Origin of the sequence: Paeniglutamicibacter selenitireducens (assembly GCF_051550675.1) — a bacterium.
Taxonomy (GTDB): Bacteria; Actinomycetota; Actinomycetes; order Actinomycetales; family Micrococcaceae; genus Paeniglutamicibacter.
The window spans coordinates 1-24319 of record NZ_JBPULF010000007.1 but is presented as its reverse complement, the minus strand read 5'-3'; the positions used below and the strand labels follow the sequence as shown (position 1 = coordinate 24319).

Below are 24319 nucleotides of genomic sequence, written 5' to 3'. Positions count from 1 at the left end.
TGTCGTTTAAGGAGTGCTAACCCCTCACGCCAAGCCGGTACAGGGTGACTGCCAGATGCAGGGACGTCATGGTGTCGGCATCGGTCAACTCGCGGCCCAGCCCCTTTTCGATCCTGCGCAGCCGGGCGTAGACGCTGGGGCGGCTCAGGTGCAGGGCCCTGGAGAGCTCGGCGATGCTGCCGTTGGTCTGCAGGTACGTCTCGATGAAATCCATGTAGTCGGGTTCGTCAAGGAATGGCGCGAGCTGGTCGTGCACGTAGGTTCGGCTTTCCCCGGCCTCGAGGAGGCGTTGCATGAGCCAGCGGAATCCGAGGTCGCTGGCCCGGTGGTACGGTGCCCCCGAATGGTCCATGGTCGACGCCGAGTGGGCCACGCGGCGGGCCTCGTCCAGCCCGTCGGTGGCGGTGCCTGCCAGTTCCGGGCTCGCCGTTCCCACTCCCATCGTCCAGGCACGATGGTTCCATTGGGTGCCAAGGGCGCCCTCGATGCTTTGGTGGATGGCCGAGAGCGAGGCTTCGGCATGGGCCGCCGCTGGCAGGCACAGGATGATGCCCACGGAGTCCGGGCCCGAATCGCAGGCGAAGGCCGGAGGTCGGGAACCGCGTAGCGAGTCCCTCAGGGTTGCTGCCACGGCCGACGGCTCGAGCCCCGGGGAGGTGCCCGCGGCGCCGCCGCGCCGGGTGAAATTGATGGCGATGGGCACGAAGGCCTCGGTGCCGGCCACTCCGAGCATGGCGGCGTGCAGCAGCGCCTCCTTGCCGGCGCGGATATCGCCGGAGCGGATCTTCGCGACCACGCCTGCGAGTGACTCCTGCCGGACCAGGGCCAGATCGGTGGAGTCGCGGGGCAGCAGGTCGCCGAACGCGGCAGCAACCTTTTCCATGCCCAGCGAGGCCCGGGGGTTTCCGGCGCCCACCGTGGAAACCAGCTGGCCCAGTTTCCGTCCGTGGCTCGACACCGGGTAGACCAGCCAGCTTTCACCGCCCACCGTGCGGACGCCGCCGCCGAAGGCCCTGGCAGCGGCGGGAACCTGGATGAACCCCCGCATCTGTTCGGCGTCAAGCCCGTGGTGGATGGCCACCGCCGACAGCGGGTCCTCGAGCACCAGCGGTGCATCGAGCATGTCGGCCATGGAAGCGAACAGGTCCTGCGGGGCCAGGTGCGAGGCTGCGGCGGATGAAAGAAAATTCGATACAGCTTCCAGGCCGCTCAAGCCCCTGGCTGCGGAGTAGGCGAGCCGGTGCACGGTCTCGGTGATGTTCACGAAACGGACCCGGTCGTCGAGCAGGATCACGGGAATGCGGGCCGTGCCTGCGGCAATTTCCAGGCATTTCTTGACCTCCGGTGCGTCGGAGAGGAAGGAGAAAACCACTCCCGACGCACCGGCATCGGCCAGCCTGTCGAGGAAGTCCACGGTTGCCTCCGGGGATGTCGTCAGGGACAAGCCGGAACTCAGGATCAGCTCGCCGCCCTCGAGGAGCCCGGACAAATCCGAGGACTCCGAGACGTGGATGCTGCGCACCGGGGTGTCGAGGAGTCGCGCCTGGCCGAGGACCCTGGGATGTCCTTCACTGACCGCCGAAACCCCTAGAATCCGGCGAATCGATAGGGTCATTTACAAAGTGTAACAGCGGCGAAATCGAGCCGATTACAGTATTGATGTTGTGCAGGTCACAGGCTGGCAGCACCATTGAAATGTGACTTGCAGAACATGAACAGGTCGAGGTCGCAGCCTTGAAAACCGTTGAATCTGGATGCCTCACAAAGTTCCCCACGGCCCGCAGGAATGTGGATGCCGCTGCCCGCAATCAACCGTGGGAAATCGAACCAAGTGTTGGAATCCACGCGATATAGCGAAGGAATGGCGAGAAATGAACGAAACAAGCGAAGAAATTGGGGGAGTCGGCGCCGAGTTGGATCTCGCCGGCTTCGAAGCCGAACGCGACAGGGTGTGCACCTACTTCGCAGACCGCGAGGGACGGCGGCAGCCCGGGCAGCTCACCAGGGTCGAGTACGTCCTGGTGGGTGCCCTGCTCATCGCCTCGTACGCCCTGGTCCTGCTCTTCCAGTAAGCAACCTTCACTGCCCAAGACCCCTGGCTCAGGGGTACCGATCACAGAGGATTCCCAATGGACTACACCATTGAAGCAGAACGAGGAAGGGCCCCGTTGCCGCCGGCCAAGCGGCTGTGGGGATTCTGGGAATACACGTGGGCGAACGCCGCCCTCGCGATTGCCACCTGGGGCTTTCTCATCGGAGGGTCGCTGGCGCTCGTCGTCGACGTGAAGGGCGGCCTCCTCGCCATCATCCTGGGCAACGTCCTGGGGGTCTTGCTGGTGGGGCTCGCCGTTTCGGTGAGCGCCGGCAAGTACGGGACCGAGCAGTACACGTTCATGCGCAGCGTGTTCGGCCACAACGGCAGCCGGGTGATCTACACGGTCGCCATGATCCTGCTGACGGTCGGCTGGCTGGTGGTGCTGGGGACAATGTTCGGCAGGTCGATCGACTCCGCGATCAGCGTCGTCAGCGACAGGGAACCGGACCCGAACGCACCGTACATCTACGTCATCACGATCGTCGCCATCGCGCTGACGGCCTACATCGTGGCCAAGGGCCCGACCTCCATCAAGCTGTTCAACGTCATTGTCGCGCCGGCCCTGATCCTGGTCATGGGCTTCATGATCTGGTTGTTCCTCTCCGATTCCTCGTTGGCGGACCTGCTCGCCCTTGAGGCGCTGGCCCGCCCGTTCGACTCGGACGCGGTGAACTTCATGATCGCCGTCGAAATCAACATCGCCGCCGGATTCTCCTGGTGGCCCTACATCGGCAACCTGTCCCGCATCACCAAGAACGAACGCACCGCGTTCTGGCCCAACCTGATCGGCATCGGCTTCGCCGCCAGCCTCGGCGAGGCCGTGGGGCTCATCGGCGCCGTCAAGTACGGAAACGCCGACCCGACGCAGTGGATGGCCGAAACCGGCGGCCTGTGGATGAGCGCCATCGTGCTGGTGTTCATCGCCTTCGCCAACATCACCAGCATGGCGAACATCCTCTACACGGCGGTGGTGGGGCTCCGGCAGATGTTCGGGGCGCTGTTCAGGAACGTCTCGTGGGAATGGATCGTCTACGGCTTCTGCATCGTCCCGGTCATCGTCATGTTCGCCATCCCGGGCCTCTACGACGGGTTCATGACCTTCCTGGTGTGGACCGCAGCCATATACAGCGCGCTGACCGGGATCATGCTCGTCGACTACTTCCTCCTGCGCAAGCAGCGGGTGGACCTCAAGGAACTCTTCATCGAGGACAAATCCTCGGTCTACTACTTCACCGGTGGATACAACATCGCCTCGATGGCGGCGACGCTCATCGGCATCGCGGTCTTCACCGTCACCTTCAACCCACTGAGTTTTGAACACACCGGATACTTCCGCTACACGACCGCCTCGCTGCTCGCGGCAGCTGTGGCGGGAATCGCCTACTGGGCACTCTCCGCATTGTTCGTTGTACCCCGCGGCCTGGGCGGTTACCCGGGCGCCCCAGCCAAAACCCTCACAAGGAGCTGAATTACGATGACTGAAACCATGTTGGCCGCCTACTTCACCGAAGACAACAGCCCCCTGGAAATCCGCGAAACCGCCATTCCCCGGCCCGGCAAGGGCGAGGTCCTCGTCAAGATGGAAAGCTGCGGGGTCTGCCACACCGACGTGCACTTCTGGAAGGGCGAGGACGAGCTCCCGCGCCCCAAGCCCGCCATCCTGGGCCACGAGGGCGTCGGCTCGATCGTCGCGGTGGGCGAGGGAGTGGAACTGACCGCCGGCGAGCGCGTCGGGGTCGGCTTCGTCTACTCCGCCTGCGGCAACTGCCGCGAATGCCGCAGGGGCCTGGAAACCTACTGCCAGAACAGCCAGGCCACCGGCGTCCACGTCGAGGGTTGCTTCGCACAGTACATCGTGGCCCCCGCCGACTGGGTCACGCACATCCCCGGGGAGCTCTCCTCCGAGGAAGCCTGCCCGCTGCTCTGTGCCGGCGTCACGGCCTTCAGCGCGGTGCGCAAGGCCAACATCGAGCCCGGGTCAGTGGTCGTCGTCTTCGGCCTCGGTGGCCTGGGGCAGTACGCCATCCAGTTCGCCAAGCTCTTCGGCGCCAAGGTCGTGGGCATCGACCTGGACCCCAAGAAGCTGGAAACCGCCAAGCGGCTCGGCGCCCACGCCGCCTACGCACCGGGCGAGGAGGCCGAGAAGGCGATCCGCGAACTCGGCGGCGCCGATGCGCTGCTGAGCTTCGCACCCTCGCCGCAGGTGCTCCGCACCATGTTCACCCTTGCGGCACCGACGGCACGGTTCATCCAGGTGGCCCTGCCGAACAACCCTTTCACGTTCAAGGCGGCGGAACTGATCGACCTGGGCATCACCATCATCGGCAGCGCCGATGGCACCCGCCTGGAGCGCGACCAGGTCATGCAGCTGGCCAAGGACGGGCTGGTGCACTCCACCATCGAGACCATGGAATTCGGCGCCATCAACGAGGCGTTCCGCCGCCTCGACGCCGGGGACGCCGACGGCCGCCTGGTCGTGCGGTTCTAGCCTCCACCCCCACCACCCCTCAGCTTTCCCACCACGAAACCCAGAAGGACCCCCTGATGAGCATCGACATCGCTGAAACCTATTTCGACACCTACCAGGTCCCGGCCCCGGTCCGCAGCTTCCTGGCGAGGTCGCACCGGCTGTTCATCGACGGCGAGTGGGTGGACGCCTCCGACGGCGCCACGGTTCCCGTCATCGAACCCTCGACCACGCAGGTGGTCTCCACCCTGGCCAGCGCCACCGTGGAGGACCTGGACCGGGCCGTCGCGGCGGCCCGCCGCGAATTCGACGGCGGCACCTGGAGCCGGCTCACCCCGCTGGAGCGCGAGAGCCTGCTGCACCAGCTGGCGGACCTGATCGAGGCGAACACCGCAGAGCTCTCGGTGCTTGAATCCATCGACGTGGGAAAGCCGCTGGCCGAGGCCGAGATGGACATCCAGGGCACCATCGACACCTACCGGTACTTTGCCGGCTGGGCCTCGAAGATCTCCGGGCGCAGCGGCGAGGCCGCGGGGCTGCCCGGGGACTACGTCACCTACACCCGGAAGGAACCCGTGGGCGTGGTGGGCGTGATTGTGCCGTGGAACTTCCCGCTGCAGACCCTGGCCTGGAAGCTGGGCGCGGCGCTGGCCGCCGGATGCACCACGGTGGTCAAGCCGCCGGAGGTCACCTCGCTGTCGACCCTGCGCTTCGCGGAGCTGGTCGCCGAGGCCGGGATCCCCGCCGGCGTCGTGAACATCCTCACCGGCAGGGGCTCGACCGTCGGGGCGGCGCTGGCCGCGCACCGGGGGATCGACAAGGTCACCTTCACCGGCTCGACGGCCACGGGCAAGTCGGTGGGGCATGCGGCGCTGGAGAACCTCACCCGCATGACCCTCGAGCTCGGGGGCAAGTCCCCGGTGCTGGTCTTCGCCGACTCTGACCTTGACAAGGCGGTGGAAGAGGTCGCCCTGGGCATCTTCTTCAACGCCGGGCAGATCTGCGACGCCGGGTCCCGGCTGTATGTGGAGGATTCGGTGTACGACGAGTTCATGGGCAAGCTCGTGGAAAACGCGAAGGGCTGGATCCCGGGCCCGGGCCTGGACCCGGCAAGCACCATCGGGCCTGTGGTCTCCGAGAACCAGTGCGACTCGGTCATGGGATACATCCGGACCGGTATCGAGGAGGGTGCAACGCTGCTGTGCGGCGGCAAGCGGCTTGAGCGGGCCGGCTACTTCATCGAGCCGACGATCTTCGGGGACTGCAACAACTCGATGGCGATCGTGCAGGAGGAGATCTTCGGCCCGGTGCTGGTGGCCCAGCGCTTCACCACCGAGGAGGAAGCCGTCGAACTGGCAAACGACAACCAGTACGGGCTTGCCGCAACGATCTACTCGCAGAACCTGAACCGCGTGCACCGCCTGACCAAGGTGCTCAAGGCCGGCTCGGTGTACGTCAACGCGCAGAGCTCGATCGACCCGGCGATGCCGTTCGGCGGGTTCAAGAACTCGGGCTTCGGCCGCGACCTGGGCCCCGAGCAGCTGGACTCCGTGACGGAGACCAAGACCGTGTGGATCACGCTGTCCTAGCGGATGAGGAGGGATGAGGCGGCGGTGCCCCGAGGTGATCGGGGCGCCGCCGCCTTGCGTGCGCGGGAGCTCAGCCGGAGATGCGGACCAGCCCGGCCCCGGCCAGCGCGAGCCCCCAGCTGAACAGGCTGCCCACCAGGAAGTACTCGGCCTTGGAGCCGGTGGCCCCGTCGTTGGAGATCTCGGGGAAGCGGACGATTCCCTTGGCCGCGATGAGCGCCGCGACAAGGCCGGGCATGCCGGCGAGGACCAGGGTGAGCACGCCGAGACGCTCCAGCGGGCCGATGAGCCGGCCCCCGCGCAGGTCAGGCAGGGGCCGGGGCGCCTCGGCCCGCGCGCCCCGGCGGCGGATGCTGCCCGGGCGCAGGGCGCTGCGTACCACGATGTTCGAGCTTTCGATGAGGAACAGCCCCACGCCCAGGGACACCAGGATCGTGGGCAGCGGGATGCCGCGGACCCAGCCGGGTGCCAGGGTGTCGTGCCAGGTGGCCGCCGGGGTGCCGGACGAAGGGTCGCCGGTGTCGAGCACGGCGAAGGCCACGGTGCCCAGCAGCACCCCCAGGGCGGGCCACAGGCGATGGCGGGCGGCGGCCTCCTCCCGCCCGGTGGTGGTGGCCAACCAGCCGGAGGCCAGCGCCGTGGCGGCCAGCGCCCATCCCCAGCCCGTGCCCAGCAGGCCGACGGAGACGCAGAGCATGGCGGCCCAGAAGACGCACACGAGCAGCACCGCTAGCCGGGTTCCGCGCGGGTCCATGGCGGGGGCCGGGGACATCTCGCCGGGGGCGCCGGTGCCGGCGGGTGCGTACCTGTCGAGCACCAGCACCCGGGTCAGGTCCGCGATGCCGATCATGGCCAGCAGGAGCGCAACGGTGCTCATGCCGGCTCCCGGGTGCCGGGACCCGCCGTGGCTTCCAGCAGCTCCAGGGTGGCGAGCAGCGCGCCGGCCCCCGGGTTCCCCAGCGCCTGGGACACCGCGGACTGGGTGACGCCCTCCGTGCCGGCGATCGAGCGCTGCGTGCCGCCGCCGAGCAGGCCGAAGGCGTAGCGGCGGGTCCGGGGGTGGAGCGAGGTGAGCAGTTGGTCGCGGGAGAGCAGGTACGCGTTGGTGAGGGCCGTGCCGCCGGGGTCGCCGCCGGAGTCGTGGAACCAGGTGCGCAGTGCGGGGTTCCTCGCCTTTTCACGCTGCCGCGCCTCGTCGATGGCTGCGCGTGCGGCCCACCACCCGGGGCCGTCCTGGATGCTCGCGGCGGATACCGAGGGGACGTGGCGGATCACGCCGCGGCCTATCCCGAACCGGCAGTCGACGTCCTCCGGCAGGCCCAGGCGCAGCATGGCCGTTGCGCACAGGGCCTGGTTCAGCGTGGCGTAGACGGCCTGGAACTCGTCCCCGACCGTGGCCTGCCACCCTTGGAGTGCGGGCCAGCGGCGCCCCACGGCGGCGCAGGCGGACTCGATGGCTGCCTGCGCCAGGTCGCGGTCGGCGAGCCGGCGCGAATCCACGATGTCCATGATGACCGGGAATACCGGGTCGCTCGATCCCATGCCCCGAGGGTACGGCTCATGCCCGGGGAAATATAAGCCCCCTACTGATATCGCGGGGCGGCGGTCACCGCGCGGCCTGAAGGTCCTCCGGCCACAACCCCGCGGTTCCGTCGCCCGGCACCAGCTGCTCGGTCTCGGTGCGGAAAACGCGCAGGCCACGGGCCTCGTAGTTGGCGATCGCCGCGGGACCGTCAAGGGAGCAGGTGTGCACCCAGACGCGGGTCACGGGGGCGAAGCCGGGGCACCGGGCGTCGAGGTCCCAGGCCCGGGCGATGCCCTCGGTGAGCAGCGCCCCGCCCAGGCCGCGGCCGATGCACCGGGGGAAGAGGCCGAAGTACATGATCTCCACCTCGGTGCCGCCCTCGGCGTGGCGGGCCACCAGCTCCACGTAACCTCCGGGGGCCCCGTCGACATAAAGCACGTGGGTCTCGGTGCCGTCGGTGCGCATCAGCGCCTCCCACTGTGCACGGGTCAACGTGAGCCTGTCGGCCCAGTTCAGGTCGCTGCCCACCCCCTGGTAGAGGAACCTGCTGAACTCCGGGCTGATCTCCCGGGCCAGCTCGATCCGCGCGCCGGCCGGCAACGGACGCGAGGACGCGACGAGCCCGGAAGGGGATAGCTGCTGCAAATACGTGGTGGTGACCTCAATCATGGAATACATCATAGGTTCATTCCGGCGTGCCATTTCCGGCTGGCTAGACTTGGGGGCGTGACTTCCCCAGCAAACCATTCCCGTGTTCCCGACGCCCCGCGCAGCGACGACCAGCAGCTGCTTGACGCCCTGGCCCAAGACCTGGCGGAGGGGCAATTCGTCCACGAGGCCATCATCGAGTTCCTCGGCGAGGTGGCGCACGAGGCCCTGATGCGCGACCAGCTGATCCCGGCCCTGCGCCTGATTGCCGCGCAGCCGCGGCCCACGGTGCTGGGGACGATGCTCGGGCTGTTCATGCTGGGCGGGGAGTCCGATGAATCCGAGGTCGCCGCCGCCTTCCCGGCGCTCGGCCTGGACGGGCTTGTCGAGCTGGGGCTGCTTGAGTCGGCACCGGGAGCCGGTGGCAGGTGGCGGGCCCGGGTGGACGTGCGCCCGCATGCCTCGGACGCGGACGCCGAAATCTGGGTGGCCAGCGACCTGGGCGCGCACCAGCGCCCCGGCGTGCTGCGCCACGACCACGTGCTGGGCATCGGGCAGGCGTCGCTGACGCTGGCGCAGACCACCATCCGCCCGAGCGTGGAAACCGCCCTGGACCTGGGCACGGGATGCGGCATCCAGGTCTTCCACCTGCTCTCGCACGTGCGCCGGGTCATTGCCACCGACATCTCCGAACGCGCCCTGGGCTTCGCCCGCTTCAACCTGCTGCTCAACCACGCGGCGCTCGGGATCGACCCGGAAAACCTCGGGGACAGGGTCCAGCTGCGCCTGGGCAGCCTGCTGGAACCCGTCGCGGGGGAGCACTTCGACCTGGTCGTCTCGAACCCGCCGTTCGTGATCACCCCGCGCCGGTCCGGCGAGACGGCCGACGACCGTTTCACCTACCGCGACGGCGGCATGCCCGGGGACAGCCTCGTGGCCACGCTGGTGCGGGAATTGCCCGGAATCCTGGCCCCCGGGGGAACGGCCCAGATGCTCGCCAACTGGGAGATCGCCGAACCCGCCGACGCCGGGGCCGCGCTCGACTGGAGCGCCGGGCCGCGGTCCTGGCTTCCGGGGGACACCGAGGCCTGGTTCATCCAGCGCGAATCGGTCACCCCCACGCAGTACGCCGAGACCTGGCTGCGCGACGCGTCGCAGTCCCGCGACCAAGAGGCCTTCGCCGAGCAGTATGTCGCCTACCTTGAGGACTTCGCCTCCCGCGACGTTGCGGCCATCGGCTTCGGCATGGTGTGGCTGCGCCGCCCGGCCGATCCCTCGCGGCGGCCGGTGGGCCGGTTGTTCGAGGAGATCACCTACCCGATCGAGCAGCCCATCGGCCCGTACCTGGGCCGGGCCATCGACACGGCCGACGCGCTTCAGGCCGGATCGATGGGCGATGCGCACCTGGTCGTGGCAGAGGACGTCACCGAGGAACGCCACCAGCGGCCGGGCGCCGAGCACCCCGGGGTGATCCTGCTGCGCCAGGGCGCCGGGCTGCGCCGCACCGAACTCATGGACACCGCGCTGGCCGGATTCGTTTCGGCCTGCGACGGGGACCTGAGCGTCTCGGCCCTGGTCGGGGCGCTGGATTCGCTGCTCGGGGAAGGAGACCCGGACTTCGTCGCGCGACTTAATGAGGGAGTCGTGCGACTTATTCGACGGGGCTTTCTGTTGGAGATGCGAAACAACCGCTAAAGTTTTTTGACATGAGCCAGAACACATCCGGGAACGGTGCGGAGAATTCCGCGCCGCGCACCCATACGCCCGCCAAAACGGTGACGATCAGCGACCCCCAGGCCATCCGTGCGCTCGCTCATGAAGCGCGGCTGACAGTGCTTGAGGAGCTTTTCGCGTCACAGTCGACGCGGACCGCCACCGAGCTCGCCTCGCGCTGCAACCTCACGCCGAGCGCCATGAGCTACCACCTGCGCGCCCTGGAGAAGTACGGCTACGTCATGCGTGCCGCCAACGAGGGCGACGGCCGCGAGCGCCGGTGGAAGGCAGCCGGGGACGAGCTGGTGCTCGGCTCCCTGGCCGACTCCGCCTCCGCCAAGAACGCCTACCTGAACGTGCAACTCAACGCGTTCCGGGACCGGCTCTCGGCGGAAATCACGCGGCGTGACAAGGAACGCGTCGCGGGCATCGTGCCGGACCCGGACCGGCCCCCCATGCTCACCACCGGCATGGTCTTCCTCTCGGCCAAGCACCGCAAGGAATTCATCGCCCGGGTCTACGACCTGCTCTATGAATACGAGGGAAAGGCCGAGCCCGAGGAACGCGGCGTCGACGGGGAGCGCCTGTACTACATGCTCTCCTTCCTCGAGGAAATCCGGGAGGAATGACCCGGTGCAGGTCCCGCGCCGACCGGACGCGCACCGGCGTTCCGGAAGGGCACTTGCCTAGGTTCGCCGGATTGCGGCTAACCTAGAGCAGGGAATGTGCAGTGCGCCCACTTTGGCGCACCCCTGGTTGCTAATAGGAGTACCGTGCCCGCCAAGGCCAAAGAAAAGACCGGAAAAAAACTCGTCATCGTGGAGTCCCCGGCAAAAAGCAAGTCCATCGCCAAGTACCTGGGCGAGGGCTTTGAAGTCGACGCCTCGGTGGGGCACATCCGGGATCTGCCACAGCCCTCGGAGCTGCCGGCGGAACTGAAGAAGACGTCGCTGGGCAAGTTCGCCGTCGACATCGAGAACGACTTCGAGCCGTACTACGTCGTCTACCCGGACAAGAAGAAGCGCGTCGCCGAACTCAAGGCCAAGCTCAAAGAGGCAGACGCCCTCTACCTCGCAACCGATGCGGACCGCGAAGGCGAAGCCATCGCGTGGCACCTGCTCCAGGTGCTCAAGCCCAAGGTCCCCGTCTACCGCATGGCCTTCACGGAAATCACCCAAGAGGGCATCAACCGTGCCATGGAGAACATCCGCGAGCTGGACACCGACCTCGTCGATGCCCAGGAAACCCGCCGCGTGCTTGACCGCCTCTACGGCTACGAGATCTCCCCGGTGCTCTGGCGCAAGGTCGCACGCGGCCTCTCCGCCGGCCGCGTGCAGTCCGTGGCGACCCGCCTGGTCGTGGAGCGCGAACGCGAGCGCATGGCCTTCCGCAGCGCCTCCTACTGGGACCTCACCGGCACCTTCGCCACCGCCAACGGCGAGAGCTTCGGCGCGAAGCTCTCCTCCGTCGACGGCGCCCGCGTGGCCTCGGGCCGCGACTTCACCGACCGCGGCGAACTGAAGACTCCCAAGTCCGGCTCCGTCGCGCACTTGGACGAGGTCAAGGCCAAGGCGCTTGCCGAGGGCCTTGCCGATGCCGACTTCGCCGTCACCGGTATCGACGAGAAGCCCTACACGCGCCGCCCGGCCGCACCCTTCACCACTTCGACGCTGCAGCAGGAAGCCTCGCGCAAGCTGCGCTGGAGCTCCAAGTCGACAATGCAGGTAGCCCAGCGCCTGTATGAAAACGGCTACATCACCTACATGCGAACCGACTCGGTGTTCCTCTCCAACGAGGCGGTGAACGCCGCACGCAAGCAGGCCGCCGAACTCTACGGCCCCGAATCGGTCCCGGAGAAGCCGCGCGTGTACAAGGCCAAGTCCGGCGCCGCGCAGGAGGCCCACGAGGCCATCCGCCCCGCCGGCGACTCCTTCCGCCGCCCGGCCACCGTGCGCGCGGCGCTCTCGGCCGACGAGTTCCGCCTCTACGAGCTGATCTGGAAGCGCACCGTCGCCTCCCAGATGTCCGACGCCAAGGGCTTCACCGCCAGCGTCAAGCTGGCCGGCACCGCCACCACGGGCCAGGTCGCCGAATTCTCCGCCTCCGGCACCGTGATCACCTTCCGCGGCTTCATGGCCGCCTACGAGGAGGGCCGCGACGCGGCCCGCGAGGCCGAGGCCGCCGAGGCCGCCGAGGAAGCGCGGCTGCCGCAGTTGAAGGTCTCCGACCCGCTGGCCGGCACCGGCGTGGAGGCCATCGGCCACTCCACCACCCCGCCGGCCCGCTACACCGAGGCCTCGATCGTCGCCGAGCTGGAGGCCCGCGAGATCGGCCGTCCCTCCACGTTCGCCCCGACCATCTCCACCATCATGGACCGCGGCTACGTGACAAAGCGCGGCGGCGCCCTGGTGCCCAGCTGGATCGCGTTCTCCGTGGTCCGCCTGCTGGAGGAGCACTTCGCCAAGTACGTCGACTACGACTTCACGGCGCGCCTCGAGGACGACCTCGACGAGATCGCCCACGGCCAGCGCGGCCGCAGCGCCTGGCTCAAGGACTTCTACTTCGGCTCGGAGGAATCCGGCGAGGCCGGCCTGCAGTCCGTCGTGGAGAACCTGGGCGACATCGACGCCCGCGCCATCAACTCCATCGAGATCGCCCCGGGCATCGTGCTGCGCGTGGGCAAGTTCGGCCCCTACCTGGAGAAGCCGCTGCCGGCCGACGCCCCGGAGGGCACCGAACCGCAGCGCGCAAACGTCCCCGAGGACCTGGCCCCGGACGAGCTGACCGCCGAAAAGGCCATCGAGCTCATGGAGAACCAGGGTCCCTCCGAGCGCGTGCTCGGCGTCGACCCGGAGACCGGGCGCACCATCGTGGCCAAGGACGGGCGCTACGGCGCCTACGTCACCGAGGTCATCGTGGAGCCCACGGCCGAGGAACTCGCCGCGCTGCCGGTGGAGTACTACAAGAACGGCAAGCCGAAGCCGCCGAAGAAGCCGACCAAGGCCAAGCCGCGCACCGGTTCGCTGTTCAAGTCGATGACGGTCGAGACCGTCACGCTCGAGGACGCGCTCAAGCTCATCTCGCTGCCGCGCGTGCTGGGCACCGACGCCGAGGGCGAGGAGATCACCGTCCAGAACGGGCGCTTCGGCCCGTACCTGAAGAAGGGCAGCGACTCGCGCTCCATCGGCTCCGAGGAGGAGATCTTCACGATCACCCTGGAGCAGGCGCTGGAGATCTACTCGCAGCCCAAGGTCCGCGGCGCCCGCGCCGCGGTGCCCCCGCTGGCCGAGTTCGGGATCGACCCGGTCTCCGAGAAGAAGATCGTGGTCAAGGAGGGGCGCTTCGGTGCGTACATCACCGACGGCGTCACCAACATCACGATCCCGCGCGACACCACCCTGGAGGAGCTGACCCGCGAGCGCGCCATCGAGCTGCTGGCGGACAAGCGCGCCAAGGGCCCGGTGAAGCGCAAGAGCGCGACGACGGCCAAGAAGGCACCGGCGAAGAAGGCTCCGGCCAAGAAGGCCGCGACGGCCAAGACGAGCAAGTAGCGGCGCCGGGCGCGCTGCGGAACACAAGGCGAGGGGCACACCATGAGGCTGGGCGTACTGGATATCGGGTCGAACACTGTCCACCTGTTGCTTGTCGACGCGTACCCGGGCGCCCGCCCGGTGCCCTTCGCCTCGCACAAGCGCCCGCTGTCGCTGGTGCAGTACCTCGACGAGCACGGCGCCATCAACGAGGCCGGGCAGGCCGAGCTGCTGGACTTCGTGCACGAGGCGGCCCAGTTCGCCTCAAACCACCACGCGGAGGACCTGCTGGCCTTCTGCACCTCGGCCATCCGCGAGTCGGCCAACGGCGAGGCGGTGCTCGAGCGCGTCGTGTCCGAAACCGGCGTGCGGCTCACCGAGCTCACCGGTGAGCAGGAGGCCGGCATGACCTACTACGCGGTGCGCCGCTGGTTCGGCTGGAGCTCGGACACCATCCTGAACCTGGACATGGGCGGCGGCTCCTTCGAACTGGCCCTGGGCCAGGACGAGTTCCCGACCCTGGCGCACTCGGTGCCGCTGGGCGCCGGGCGGCTGACCCGCGAATGGCTGCCGCACGACCCGCCCTCCATCAAGGAGGTCAAGGCGCTGCGCAACCACGTGCGCGAGACCCTCGCCGAGCCCGTCGCGGAGCTGCGCCAGTTCGGCAAGCCCACGCTCGTCACGGGGACCTCGAAGACCTTCCGCTCGCTGGCCCGGATCACCGGGGCGGCCCCCAGCGCGGACGGCCCGTACGTCAAGCGCGTGCTGCGCGCGGAATCGCTGAAGCTCTGGACCAACCGGCTGACCGCCATGAACTGGGAGGACCGGGCCGAGCTGCCCGGGGTGTCGGCGATCCGCGCCCCGCAGCTGCTGGCCGGTGCGATCGTCGCCCTGGAGGCGATGAGCGCGCTGAAGGTGAAGTCCCTGCGCATCTGCCCGTGGGCGCTTCGCGAGGGCTTGATGCTGCGCCGCTTCGAGCATGTCCTTTTTGACTCCAGCGCCCCACTCAGTAGTAGCGTGGGAGTCGGAGAGGTAGCGCTGGGAACATCCTCCGTGGTGTCGATGTCCCAGGGCAGCACCGTTCGTTAGCCGAAGATTAAGGGGCCAGGTCCATGGTCGAATCCAGCAACAACAGCACAGCCCCCATCCCCGTTGCCCTCTCGAGCGCCTCGGTCTACCCGCTGAACGTGCATGACGCCTTCGCGGTCTCCCACGACCTGGGCTACGACGGGATCGAGGTGCTTGTCACGGGCAACCAGATCTCGCAGGACGCCGCGGCGCTCAACCGCCTGGCCGAGCGCTACGAGCAGCCGATCATGGCCATCCACGCACCCACGCTGCTGCTGACCCAGCAGGTGTGGGGGACCGCCTGGAACAAGATCGAGGCCTCCGCGGCGATGGCCGTCGAGGTGGGCTGCGACGTGGTCGTCGCCCACCCGCCCTTCCGCTGGCAGGGCACCTACGCCACGGAGTTCGCCAGCGGCATCCGCCGCATCATGGAGCAGTACGGGGTGAAGATCGCCGTGGAGAACATGTACCCGTGGCGTGCCCGCGGCCGCGAGGCCAAGATGTACCTGCCGCACTGGAACCCCATCCCGGAGCCCTACGAGTTCGTCACCTGGGACTTCTCCCACTCGGCGATCGCCGACATGGATTCGGCGGCGGCCTTCCGCGATCTGGGGCAGCGGCTGAGCCACGTGCACCTGTGCGACGGCAAGGACAACGGCAAGGACGAGCACCTGGTGCCCGGGCTGGGCACCCAGCCGGTCGTCGAGGCCATCGAGTTCCTGCGCGACTCGGCCTGGGACGGGGTGGTGGCCGTCGAGGTCTCGACCCGCAAGGCCAAGGGGGCCGGGGAGCGCGAGGCCTGGCTGGGGGAGACCCTGGAATTCGCCCGGCGCCACCTGGAGCCGGTGGCAGAGCCGGCCGAAGCCGGGACGCACTCGATCTAGCCATGCGGCGGCCCGCACGCCCCGCGCCCGTGACAGAATGGGCGCTATGACTTTAGTGCCTGATGCCTCTGCCCTGTCCGAACGCAAACTCGCCTTCCTGGGCACCGGTTCGATGAACGGGGCGGTGTTGCGCGGTATCATCGCCTCCGGCCACAACCCGCAGGCCGTGAACGCCACGGTCCGCTCCGGGGCCAGGGCCGGGGCCCTGCACGCGGACACCGGCGTGAACGTGCTCATCGCCGAGGAGAACCCCGAGGCCAACACGCAGGCCGTGGCCGGTGCGGACATCGTCTTCCTCGGCGTCAAGCCGGTGGGCATCCAGGCCCTGTGCGACGAGATCCGCGACGCGCTGGCCCCGAACGCCGTGGTGGTCTCCGTGGCGGCGGCCGTCACGATCGAGATGATGGCCGCGCACCTGAACCCCGGCCAGCCAATCGTGCGGTCCATGCCCAACACCCCGCTGATGGTCGGGGCGGGCGCCGTGGGCCTGAGCGCCGGGGACACCGTGACCGAACAGGCCCTGGCGGAGGTCGTCGCACTGCTCTCCGGCTCCGGGATCGTGCACGTGGTGCCCGAGTCCCAACAGAACGCGGTATCGGCGATCAGCGGCTCCGGCCCGGCCTACGCGTTCTACCTGGTCGAGGCCATGGCCAAGGCCGGGGTCGAGCTGGGCCTGGACCCGGCGCTGGCCATGGACCTGGCGCGCGCCACGGTCTCCGGGGCGGGAAAGATGCTCGCGGACCCGCAGGCCGACCCTGCCGCCATGCGCAAGGCAGTGACGAGCCCCAACGGCACCACCGAGCGCGCCATCGCGACCTTCGACGCCGAGGGCCTGCCGCAGGTCATGGCGCGCGCCACGGCGGCGGCCGCGGCGCGCGCCGCGCAGATCAGCGCCGAACTGGCCGGCTGACGCCGGGGCCTCGCCCGGGGTTTAACACACGATGCCCGGTGTCCCCGGTTCCCGCCAGCAGGCAGGGACCGGGGACACCGGGCATCCGTCGCGCCGGCCTACGGGCGGGCGGCGAAGCGTTCGAGCAGGTCCACGTGGCCGGAGACGATCAGCACGTCGCGGCGGGTGACCTTGGTGTCCGGCTGCGCGTAGGTGAAGTCCTCGCCTGGGGACTTCACGCCCACCACCGTGACGCCGTACTTGGAGCGGACCTGGGACTCGCCGAGCGTGAAACCCTGGGTTTCCTTCGGCGGGTACATCTTCACGATCGCGAACCCGTCGTCGAACTCGATGAAGTCCAGCATGCGGCCGCCCACCAGGTGCGCGGCGCGCACTCCGGCGTCGGCCTCCGGGTAGATCACGTGGTTCGCGCCGATGCGGGTGAGGATCTTGCCGTGCGAGGGCGTGATGGCCTTGACCCACAGGTGCTCGATGCCCAGGTCCACCAGGTTCACGGTGATCAGCACTGAGGACTCGATCGAGGTGCCAACCCCGACCACGGCGGAGGAGAAGTCCTGGGCGCCAAGCTGGCGCAGCGCGTCGATGTTTGTGGCGTCTGCCTCCACCACGTGGGTGAGGATCGATGACCACTTTTGGACAAGTTCCTGGTTGCGCTCGATGGCCAGCACCTCGCGGCCCTGCTTGACCAGCTGCTCGGCCACGGCCGCGCCGAAGCGGCCCAGTCCGATGACCAGCACCGGGGCGTTGTGGTCTGATTTCTTGTCAGCCAATGATCGGCCTCTCTTCCGGGAAGTGGTACAGCTGGTTGCGCTGGCGCAGCGTCAGGGCCGCGGCCAGGGTGATGGTGCCGATGCGTCCGGCAAACATGAGGGCGGAGAGGACGTACTTGCCGCCCGGGGGCAGCTCGCCGGAGAGGTTGGTGCTCAGCCCGACGGTGGCGAAGGCGGAGATCGACTCGAAGAGCGCGCGCTCCAGGGACGTGCCGCTGATGACCAGCAGTGCCGCGGTGGCCAGCGATACCAGCGTCGCGCCGAGCACGATCACCGAGATGGCGACACGCATGGTGCCTTCGGGGATGCGCCGGCCGAAGGCGCGCACGTCGGTGTCGCCGCGCGCCTCGGCGAAGATCGCCAGGAACATCACGGCGATGGTGGTGACCTTGATGCCGCCGGCCGTGGAGGCCGAACCGCCGCCGGCGAACATGAGCGCGTCGGTGAGCAGCATCGTCACCTGGTTCATCTCGTTCATGTCCACCAGGTTGAAGCCGCCCGAGCGGGTCATCACGGAGGCGAACACCGAGTGGATGACCTTGTCGCCGGTGCCCATGGTGCCGATCGTCGCGGGGTTGGACCATTCGGCCAGCCCCCAGAGCAGGCTGCCGGCGACAAGCAGGATGGAGGTGACAAGCAGCGTGAGCTTGGTGTGCAGCGTCCACTTCTTGGTGTTGAAGCGGTGCGCGATCAGGATCATGACCACCGGGAAGCCCAGCGAACCCAGGAACACGCCGAGCATCAGCGGAACCAGGATCCACAGGTCGGTTTCGTAGGGCACCAGTCCGTCGGAGTGCGGGGTGAACCCGGCGTTGTTGAACGCGGAGATCGAGTAGAAGATGCCGTGCCAGAGTGCCTGGCCGAAGGGCTCCCCGAGGACCAGGAAGCGCGGGGTCAGCATCAGCATCAGGGCCACCTCGATGGCCACCGAGGTGGTGATGACGATGCGCAGCAGCGAACCGACCTCGCCCAGGGTGGAGGCCGCCGAGGTGTTCATGGAGTTCTGCGCCATGAGCTTGCCGCGCACCCCGAGGCGCTTGGAGACGGCCAGGGAGAGCACCGAGGCGAGGGTGAGGATGCCCAGGCCGCCGACGAAGACGCCGATGATCATGACCAGCTGGCCGAAGAACGACCAGTGGGTCGCTGTGGAGACCACGGTGAGCCCCGTGACGCAGACGGCGGAGACCGCGGTGAACAGGGCGTCGTGCAGCGGGGTGTACTGGCCGCTGGCGGAGGCCGCCGGCAGCGAGAGCAGCGTGGTGAAGATCGCGATGACCAGGGCAAAGGTGAACAATGCCAGGCGCGCGGGGGAGCGGACCGTGAATTCCGCGGTGGCCCTGCGCCATTGGACGGCACGCATGCGCCAGCGAGCCGGGACGGAGGCGGGCTGCCGCCCCGCGGGCTCGAAGGAGGGGATGTTACCCATGGTGTGGCGCGGCTCCCGGTCTTCGGAAAAACGAGGTGCGGGCGATCGTTCCCGCAACACCCCACAATAAACCATGGCGTCGGGTCCGTGCCCGTTGCCCCGCCGCCGGGCAGGTGCCCTGCCGGCTGCCGCGACGCACCCGGGAAGTGTCCCGGGGCACATCGCCCGGGCCTATCGCGTAGCCTAAGGGGGTGCTAGACGTAACCGGACCCGTGCCACCGACCCAGGTGGTCTGGAGCGAGCAGATGATGGCCTACCGCTTCAGCGAAACCCACCCCATGCACCCGCTCCGGTTGGACCTGACGGCCCGCCTCTGCCGGGAACTCGGGCTTTTCGGGCGGGAGAACGTCACGCTCATCGAACCGCACGTGGCCTCCGACGACGAATTGGCGGCCGTGCACGAGCGGGCCTACATCGCCGCGGTGCACGAGGTCAGCGCCAACCCCGAGGTCCCCAACGAGGCCCGGGGCCTGGGCACCGAGGACAACCCCGCCTACGCGGGAATCCACGAGGCCAGCGCCCGGCTGGCCGGCGGCTCCCTCGACGCCGCCGACGCTGTCCTGGGTGAACGGGCGCTGCACGTGGTGAATTTCGGCGGAGGCATGCACCATGCCGCAGCCGGCAAGGCCAGCGGCTTCTGCATCTACAACGACGCGGCGCTGGCCATCGAGCGGCTGCTTGCCGGCGGCGTACAGCGCGTCCTGTACATCGACGTCGACGCCCACCACGGCGACGGCACGCAGTCCATCTTCTGGGACGACCCCCGGGTCATGACCATCTCCATCCACGAAACGGGCATGTCCCTGTTCCCCGGCACCGGGTACGCCAACGAGATCGGCGGCCCCCGGGCCGCGGGCACCGCGGTGAACCTCGCGGTCCCGCCGCACACCGGGGACGCGGCCTGGCTGCGCGCCTTCCACGCGGTGGTCCCGCAGCTGGCAGCGGCATTCGCGCCGGAGGTCATCGTCTCCCAGCACGGCTGCGACGGGCACCGGGACGACGACCTGACAAACCTGCGGCTGAGCATCGACGGGCAGCGCCAGAACGCGCTGGACATCGCCGAACTCGCCGACCGCCTGTGCGGCGGGCGCTGGATCGCCACCGGTGGCGGCGGGTACAACACCACCTCGGTGGTGCCGCGTGCCTGGAGCCACCTGGTGGCCATCGCCTCGGGCAAGCCGGTTCCCCTGCGCACCGCGGTGCCGCAGCCCTGGCGCGAGTACGTCCATGAACGCTATGGAATCTGGACTCCGGAAACCATGGGCGACGACGCCGAACTGTGGTGGCGCTCCTGGGAAGTAGGCTACGACCCTGCGGACCCCGTGGACCGCAGCATCATGTCCACCCGCAAGGAAGTCTTCCCGCTCCACGGGCTGGACCCCTGGTTCGACTGATCCCGCGCGCCACCGGCAAAGATGCCAAGCGGCGCACACTACGGCTAGGGTTGTCCGGTGGCCCACGACGATATCTTCTCCGCACTGGCAGACCCCACCCGGCGCCAGCTCCTTCATTCCCTGCGCTCCGAACCGCGTTCGGTCGGCTCCCTTGTCGAATCCCTCGGGGTTTCCCAGCCCACGGTGTCCAAGCACCTCAAGGTGCTGCGCGAGGCGGGCCTTGTCTCAATGCGCGCCGACGGCCAGCGCCGCTTCTACGCGCTCGAGCTTCCCACCTTCACCTCGCTGCAGGAATGGCTCGAGGTCTTCCTGCCGCCGGCCCCGGCCATGGCCCTGGTCCCCGCTGCCGGTGCGGAACCCGAGGCAGCCCACAGCGAAGCGCCGCACCAGGCGACGGTCGCCGCCCAGCAATTGGGCCGCTCCGTGGGCAGGGGCCTGGAACAGGTCACCGGGCGCGCCCACGACTTCCTGGAACGCCTTCCCAAGCCCAAGTTCGGCCGCAAGCGCTAGCTTCCTCCGGTACCCCGTGGCGCGCCGTGCGGAAATGCAAGGTTACGCGCGCCCGGCTCCTTGGTTACGGCCGGTTGGGTTGCCCAGTGTGGTGCATGTCATTCTCGGTGGTGGGGCAGCGTCGCCGGACATGGCGGTATTCCCTGCCCCCGTGCCTGCCCCACGTGAAGAAGGAGATAAGACTTGGACCAGCATTTAGCAACCATCCGCGATGAAGTATTCCGTCGTAATCCAGGTGAGGCAGAATTCCACCAGGCGGTTACCGAGGTGTTCGAAAGCCTCGAGGCGGTATCCCGCAAGCACCCCGAGTACGCCGAGGCTGCCATCCTGCAGCGTCTGTGCGAACCGGAACGCCAGATCATCTTCCGTGTCCCGTGGACCGACGACCAGGGCCGTGTACAGATCAACCGGGGCTTCCGTGTGGAATTCAACTCCGCACTGGGCCCGTACAAGGGCGGACTGCGTTTCCACCCGTCCGTCTACCTGGGCATCGTCAAGTTCCTGGGCTTCGAGCAGATCTTCAAGAACTCGCTGACGGGCATGCCGATCGGCGGCGGCAAGGGCGGCTCCGACTTCGACCCGCGCGGCAAGTCCGACGCGGAAGTCATGCGCTTCTGCCAGTCGTTCATGACCGAGCTCTACCGCCACATCGGCGAATACACCGATGTCCCGGCCGGTGACATCGGTGTCGGCGGCCGCGAGATCGGCTACCTCTTCGGCCAGTACAAGCGGATCACCAACCGCTACGAATCAGGTGTGCTCACCGGCAAGGGCATCAGCTGGGGTGGATCCCTGGTCCGCCCGGAGGCCACCGGCTACGGCGCCGTGATCTTCACCCAGGAAATGCTCAAGACCCGCGGGGCCAGCTTCGAGGGCCAGCGCGTCGTCGTTTCGGGATCGGGAAACGTCGCAATCAACGCCATCGAAAAGGCGCAGTTCCTGGGTGCGACGGTTGTCGCAGCCTCGGACTCCTCCGGCTACATCGTCGACGAGCGCGGCCTGGACGTCGAATTGCTGCGCCAGATCAAGGAAGTCGAGCGCGGGCGCATCAGCGACTACGTCGAGCGTGCGGGCTCCAAGAAGGCGCACTACGTCGAGGGCGGCAACGTCTGGGAAGTCGATGCAACGGTGGCGCTTCCATGCGCAACGCAGAACGAGCTCGACGACGTCGATGCGAAGCGCCTGATCAACTCCGGCGTCATCGCCGTGGCCGAAGGCGCCAACATGCCGTGCACCGCCGCGGCAACCTCGCTCTTCCAGGACGCGGGCGTGCTCTTCGGCCCGGGCAAGGCAGCCAACGCCGGCGGCGTTGCCACCTCCGCATTGGAGATGCAGCAGAACGCCAGCCGCGATGCGTGGAGCTTCGAGCACACCGAACGCCGACTGACCGAGATCATGGTCGGCATCCACGACCGCTGCGCCCAGACGGCCGACGAATACGGAATGCCGGGCAACTACGTCGCCGGCGCGAACATCGCCGGCTTCGTCAAGGTGGCCGACGCAATGCTGGCCCAAGGCCTCATCTAGCAGCGCATGCCGCACCGTCCGCGGGGCGCCTTTGCGCGGGGGACTAGTTTCCCCTGCGTAACGGCGCCCCGTGCCGTTTCCGGCGGATCGGTGCCCCAGGCCTGTCACATACGTCACGAAATTGGGCATCGTGGTGGATTGTCTGTACATTGATCAGCATGACTAATCGTTGGTATGCGTATTTTGTGTCGGCTCTGGAGGGGCCTAAGACGCGATAATTTCGCATACCCACCTTCAGAGCCGACAAGGGCCTCAAGCTTATTGCTTGTGGGCCCTTCGCTATTTTCACCATAGCGGCCCTGAAGAATGCGCAGCGATTGCCGGGGCCGCATCGAACGCTAGGCCCCCAGCAGGAGGGCCGGAATCGAAAGGCCCACCATGAACCCGAACATCCTGAACGCCGACGCACAGGCCCGCGCCAACACCAACGAGCGGGTGGTTTCCTTCACCGAGTTGCCCAGCCCCGCCGAGCTGCTGAACGAGCTTCCAACCACCGATGCCCAGGCCTACAGGATCACCAGGGCCCGCCAGGAAGTGCGCGCGGTGCTCTCGGGCCTGGACCAGCGACTGCTGGTCATCGTGGGGCCGTGCTCGATCCACGATCCTGCCGCCGGCCTCGAATACGCAGCCCGCCTTGCGGCAGCAGCCAAGAAGCACGAGAGCGAATTGCTTGTCGTCATGCGCAGCTACTTCGAAAAGCCGCGCACCACTGTGGGTTGGAAGGGCCTGGTCAACGACCCGCACCTTGATGGAAGCCACGACATGGGCGAAGGCCTGCGCACCGCGCGCGAATTCATGCTCGCCGCCAGCGCACTGGGCCTGCCCCTGGCGACGGAGTTCCTGGAGCCGCTGAGCGCCCAGTACCTCGCCGACCTGATCAGCTGGGGCGCCATCGGGGCCCGCACCACCGAAAGCCAGACCCACCGGCAGCTGGTCTCCGGGCTGTCCATGCCCGTCGGGTTCAAGAACGGCACCGACGGTTCGGTGCAGGTGGCCATCGACGCATGCCAGGCATCCGCTGCTGCCCAGTCGTTCATGGGAATCGATGAGTCGGGCCGCACGGCCGTCGTGCACACGGCGGGCAACCAGGACGCACACCTGATCCTGCGCGGAGGGGCCGACGGCCCCAACTTCGGGGAACGCGAGGTTGCCTCTGCTTCCGACGCCATGGGCAAGGCAGGCATGAACCCGCGGGTGATCGTCGATGCCAGCCACGCGAACTCGGGCAAATCCCACCTCCGGCAGGCCGAGGTGATCAGCGAGCTGGCGGCACGCATCGCGGCGGGGGACACCACCATCGCCGGGATCATGGCCGAAAGCTTCCTGCTGCCCGGCGCGCAGAAGCACGACCCTGATTCGGTGGAGGTGGGAGCCGGCGTGCTGGACCAGCTGACCTACGGCCAGTCGATCACCGATGCCTGCATGGGCTGGGAGGCAAGCGAAGCGGCGCTCGAGGAACTGGCCGGTGCTGTCCGCTCCTCGTGGAACTAGGGGGACGGATGGGGCGGTTCCGTGCCTAGGGCCAACGCAATACTCGGTCACCGTTCATTCACTTTGGTCACATTAGCCACTAAAGTTGTTGGCGGGGGAAACGAATATTACTTTGGAGCGTTGCTGTAACTAGGAACGAGGACGGCAATCCGCACCGTCTCGACTCCTTCATTGGGAAAGTCAGGAGCGTCTGGTCATGGTCGAGGCAAAGCACTTCGCCAACGCGAAATTCATGACGGTGGCCGAAGTCGCCGATGTTATGCGCGTATCTAAGATGACGGTTTACCGTCTCGTGCATTCGGGTGAACTGCCCGCCGTGCGTTTCGGGCGGTCCTACCGGGTACCCGAAAACGCGGTCGATGACTACCTGCGTGCCGCCGGCCTGGGAACCATTTCCGGCGCCGGCTAGGTCCCGGTCCTGGCCGGTGGTCAGAACCTGCCCGAGAAGCAGGTAACCTATTAAGGAACGTTTAACGTCCAGTTGGCTGCATTCTGGTGCTTTGGTGCCGAAGAAGTTGTAGTCGGCATTCGAATCAGTTTGTGAGGAACCACTATGGGCTCAGTTATCAAGAAGCGCCGCAAGCGTATGGCCAAGAAGAAGCACCGCAAGTTGCTTCGCAAGACCCGCCACCAGCGTCGCAATAAGAAGTAAATGCCGGTTCCGGGTCAACCGGATATCGTGCATGTAGAGAGGTGGGGGGGGGGGGGGGGGGGGGCCCCCCGCGGGGGGGGGGGGGGGGGGGGGGGGCGGGGGGGGGCGGGGGGGCGGGGG

The 24319-nt window shown here is 67.9% G+C and carries 23 protein-coding genes; 16 read left to right on the top strand and 7 right to left on the bottom strand.

What is annotated here, in order from left to right:
- Positions 1–16: 16 nt before the first annotated feature.
- Entirely contained in the window at positions 17–1615 is a 1599-nt protein-coding gene (locus tag ACSYDW_RS12760; protein ID WP_438339106.1) for a PucR family transcriptional regulator, read from the bottom strand.
- 56 nt (positions 1616–1671) lie between these two features.
- Positions 1672–1845 carry a hypothetical protein gene (locus ACSYDW_RS12755; RefSeq protein WP_438339105.1) on the bottom strand — a complete coding sequence of 58 codons (174 nt, stop codon included), beginning with the start codon at positions 1843–1845 and terminating at the stop codon, positions 1672–1674.
- A gap of 26 nt (positions 1846–1871) precedes the next feature.
- Here ACSYDW_RS12755 and ACSYDW_RS12750 point away from each other — a divergent pair, with 26 nt between their 5' ends.
- The 4 genes from ACSYDW_RS12750 to ACSYDW_RS12735 are packed head-to-tail and all read left to right on the top strand — an operon-like array spanning position 1872 to position 6151.
- A complete protein-coding gene (locus tag ACSYDW_RS12750; protein WP_438339104.1) occupies positions 1872–2072 on the top strand; it encodes a hypothetical protein in 201 nt (66 codons plus the stop codon).
- Between the two features lie 57 nt (positions 2073–2129).
- On the top strand, positions 2130–3563 hold the full coding sequence (locus tag ACSYDW_RS12745; protein WP_438339103.1) for a purine-cytosine permease family protein: 1434 nt from the start codon (positions 2130–2132) through the stop codon (positions 3561–3563).
- A 6-nt stretch (positions 3564–3569) separates the two neighbouring features.
- Positions 3570–4583, top strand: a complete 1014-nt coding sequence (locus tag ACSYDW_RS12740) for an alcohol dehydrogenase catalytic domain-containing protein (protein ID WP_438339102.1) — start codon at positions 3570–3572, stop codon at positions 4581–4583.
- A 56-nt stretch (positions 4584–4639) separates the two neighbouring features.
- Positions 4640–6151 (top strand): aldehyde dehydrogenase family protein, encoded by a 1512-nt coding sequence (locus ACSYDW_RS12735; RefSeq protein ID WP_438339101.1) that lies wholly within the window; start codon positions 4640–4642, stop codon positions 6149–6151.
- 70 nt (positions 6152–6221) lie between these two features.
- Here the strand turns inward: ACSYDW_RS12735 and ACSYDW_RS12730 are convergent, their stop codons facing one another.
- The 3 genes from ACSYDW_RS12730 to ACSYDW_RS12720 all read right to left on the bottom strand — a co-directional run bounded on the left by ACSYDW_RS12730 (position 6222) and on the right by ACSYDW_RS12720 (position 8345).
- On the bottom strand, positions 6222–7028 hold the full coding sequence (locus ACSYDW_RS12730) for a hypothetical protein (protein ID WP_438339100.1): 807 nt from the start codon (positions 7026–7028) through the stop codon (positions 6222–6224).
- On the bottom strand, positions 7025–7693 hold the full coding sequence (locus ACSYDW_RS12725) for a SatD family protein (protein WP_438339099.1): 669 nt from the start codon (positions 7691–7693) through the stop codon (positions 7025–7027). The genes ACSYDW_RS12730 and ACSYDW_RS12725 overlap by 4 nt, the downstream gene beginning before the upstream one ends.
- A 64-nt stretch (positions 7694–7757) precedes the next feature.
- Positions 7758–8345, bottom strand: coding sequence for a GNAT family N-acetyltransferase (locus ACSYDW_RS12720; protein WP_438339098.1), 588 nt, complete (start codon positions 8343–8345; stop codon positions 7758–7760).
- Between the two features lie 57 nt (positions 8346–8402).
- Here ACSYDW_RS12720 and ACSYDW_RS12715 point away from each other — a divergent pair, with 57 nt between their 5' ends.
- The 6 genes from ACSYDW_RS12715 to proC all read left to right on the top strand — a co-directional run bounded on the left by ACSYDW_RS12715 (position 8403) and on the right by proC (position 16429).
- Positions 8403–10019, top strand: a complete 1617-nt coding sequence (locus ACSYDW_RS12715; RefSeq protein WP_438339097.1) for a DUF7059 domain-containing protein — start codon at positions 8403–8405, stop codon at positions 10017–10019.
- Positions 10020–10030: 11 nt separating this feature from the next.
- On the top strand, positions 10031–10666 hold the full coding sequence (locus ACSYDW_RS12710; protein WP_438339096.1) for an ArsR/SmtB family transcription factor: 636 nt from the start codon (positions 10031–10033) through the stop codon (positions 10664–10666).
- A gap of 144 nt (positions 10667–10810) precedes the next feature.
- Positions 10811–13588, top strand: coding sequence for a type I DNA topoisomerase (topA, locus tag ACSYDW_RS12705; RefSeq protein WP_438339095.1), 2778 nt, complete (start codon positions 10811–10813; stop codon positions 13586–13588).
- A gap of 42 nt (positions 13589–13630) precedes the next feature.
- A complete protein-coding gene (locus tag ACSYDW_RS12700; protein WP_438339094.1) occupies positions 13631–14656 on the top strand; it encodes a Ppx/GppA family phosphatase in 1026 nt (341 codons plus the stop codon).
- A gap of 23 nt (positions 14657–14679) precedes the next feature.
- Positions 14680–15519 carry a sugar phosphate isomerase/epimerase family protein gene (locus ACSYDW_RS12695; protein ID WP_438339093.1) on the top strand — a complete coding sequence of 280 codons (840 nt, stop codon included), beginning with the start codon at positions 14680–14682 and terminating at the stop codon, positions 15517–15519.
- Positions 15520–15556: 37 nt separating this feature from the next.
- Positions 15557–16429 carry a pyrroline-5-carboxylate reductase gene (proC, locus tag ACSYDW_RS12690; RefSeq protein WP_438339092.1) on the top strand — a complete coding sequence of 291 codons (873 nt, stop codon included), beginning with the start codon at positions 15557–15559 and terminating at the stop codon, positions 16427–16429.
- Between the two features lie 98 nt (positions 16430–16527).
- Here proC and ACSYDW_RS12685 read toward each other — a convergent pair whose 3' ends face one another.
- Both ACSYDW_RS12685 and ACSYDW_RS12680 read right to left on the bottom strand, forming a co-directional pair.
- Positions 16528–17166: a potassium channel family protein gene (locus ACSYDW_RS12685; protein ID WP_438339280.1), complete on the bottom strand. Its 639-nt coding sequence runs from the start codon at positions 17164–17166 to the stop codon at positions 16528–16530.
- Between the two features lie 25 nt (positions 17167–17191).
- Positions 17192–18559 (bottom strand): TrkH family potassium uptake protein, encoded by a 1368-nt coding sequence (locus ACSYDW_RS12680; RefSeq protein WP_438339279.1) that lies wholly within the window; start codon positions 18557–18559, stop codon positions 17192–17194.
- A gap of 311 nt (positions 18560–18870) precedes the next feature.
- Here ACSYDW_RS12680 and ACSYDW_RS12675 point away from each other — a divergent pair, with 311 nt between their 5' ends.
- The 6 genes from ACSYDW_RS12675 to ACSYDW_RS12650 all read left to right on the top strand — a co-directional run bounded on the left by ACSYDW_RS12675 (position 18871) and on the right by ACSYDW_RS12650 (position 24199).
- On the top strand, positions 18871–20019 hold the full coding sequence (locus ACSYDW_RS12675) for an acetoin utilization protein AcuC (protein WP_438339278.1): 1149 nt from the start codon (positions 18871–18873) through the stop codon (positions 20017–20019).
- Between the two features lie 57 nt (positions 20020–20076).
- Entirely contained in the window at positions 20077–20529 is a 453-nt protein-coding gene (locus ACSYDW_RS12670; RefSeq protein WP_438339091.1) for an ArsR/SmtB family transcription factor, read from the top strand.
- A 183-nt stretch (positions 20530–20712) separates the two neighbouring features.
- Complete coding sequence (gene gdhA / locus ACSYDW_RS12665; protein ID WP_438339090.1) at positions 20713–22056, top strand: NADP-specific glutamate dehydrogenase; 1344 nt, start codon at positions 20713–20715, stop codon at positions 22054–22056.
- Between the two features lie 378 nt (positions 22057–22434).
- A complete protein-coding gene (locus ACSYDW_RS12660) occupies positions 22435–23547 on the top strand; it encodes a 3-deoxy-7-phosphoheptulonate synthase (RefSeq protein ID WP_438339089.1) in 1113 nt (370 codons plus the stop codon).
- 196 nt (positions 23548–23743) lie between these two features.
- Positions 23744–23956: a helix-turn-helix domain-containing protein gene (locus ACSYDW_RS12655; protein WP_438339088.1), complete on the top strand. Its 213-nt coding sequence runs from the start codon at positions 23744–23746 to the stop codon at positions 23954–23956.
- Positions 23957–24100: 144 nt separating this feature from the next.
- Positions 24101–24199: a 30S ribosomal protein bS22 gene (locus tag ACSYDW_RS12650; protein WP_003792170.1), complete on the top strand. Its 99-nt coding sequence runs from the start codon at positions 24101–24103 to the stop codon at positions 24197–24199.
- Positions 24200–24319: the final 120 nt, after the last annotated feature.

Excerpts from the sequence above, each read along its gene's own strand:
- ACSYDW_RS12760 (WP_438339106.1), bottom strand. The coding sequence starts at position 1,615 with ATGACCCTATCGATTCGCCGGATTCTAGGGGTTTCGGCGGTCAGTGAA.
- ACSYDW_RS12750 (WP_438339104.1), top strand. The coding sequence starts at position 1,872 with ATGAACGAAACAAGCGAAGAAATTGGGGGAGTCGGCGCCGAGTTGGAT.
- ACSYDW_RS12745 (WP_438339103.1), top strand. The coding sequence starts at position 2,130 with ATGGACTACACCATTGAAGCAGAACGAGGAAGGGCCCCGTTGCCGCCG.
- ACSYDW_RS12740 (WP_438339102.1), top strand. The coding sequence starts at position 3,570 with ATGACTGAAACCATGTTGGCCGCCTACTTCACCGAAGACAACAGCCCC.
- ACSYDW_RS12735 (WP_438339101.1), top strand. The coding sequence starts at position 4,640 with ATGAGCATCGACATCGCTGAAACCTATTTCGACACCTACCAGGTCCCG.
- ACSYDW_RS12730 (WP_438339100.1), bottom strand. The coding sequence starts at position 7,028 with ATGAGCACCGTTGCGCTCCTGCTGGCCATGATCGGCATCGCGGACCTG.
- ACSYDW_RS12725 (WP_438339099.1), bottom strand. The coding sequence starts at position 7,693 with ATGGGATCGAGCGACCCGGTATTCCCGGTCATCATGGACATCGTGGAT.
- ACSYDW_RS12720 (WP_438339098.1), bottom strand. The coding sequence starts at position 8,345 with ATGATTGAGGTCACCACCACGTATTTGCAGCAGCTATCCCCTTCCGGG.
- ACSYDW_RS12710 (WP_438339096.1), top strand. The coding sequence starts at position 10,031 with ATGAGCCAGAACACATCCGGGAACGGTGCGGAGAATTCCGCGCCGCGC.
- ACSYDW_RS12700 (WP_438339094.1), top strand. The coding sequence starts at position 13,631 with ATGAGGCTGGGCGTACTGGATATCGGGTCGAACACTGTCCACCTGTTG.
- ACSYDW_RS12695 (WP_438339093.1), top strand. The coding sequence starts at position 14,680 with ATGGTCGAATCCAGCAACAACAGCACAGCCCCCATCCCCGTTGCCCTC.
- proC (WP_438339092.1), top strand. The coding sequence starts at position 15,557 with ATGGGCGCTATGACTTTAGTGCCTGATGCCTCTGCCCTGTCCGAACGC.
- ACSYDW_RS12680 (WP_438339279.1), bottom strand. The coding sequence starts at position 18,559 with ATGCGTGCCGTCCAATGGCGCAGGGCCACCGCGGAATTCACGGTCCGC.
- ACSYDW_RS12675 (WP_438339278.1), top strand. The coding sequence starts at position 18,871 with ATGATGGCCTACCGCTTCAGCGAAACCCACCCCATGCACCCGCTCCGG.
- ACSYDW_RS12660 (WP_438339089.1), top strand. The coding sequence starts at position 22,435 with ATGAACCCGAACATCCTGAACGCCGACGCACAGGCCCGCGCCAACACC.
- ACSYDW_RS12655 (WP_438339088.1), top strand. The coding sequence starts at position 23,744 with ATGGTCGAGGCAAAGCACTTCGCCAACGCGAAATTCATGACGGTGGCC.
- ACSYDW_RS12650 (WP_003792170.1), top strand. The coding sequence starts at position 24,101 with ATGGGCTCAGTTATCAAGAAGCGCCGCAAGCGTATGGCCAAGAAGAAG.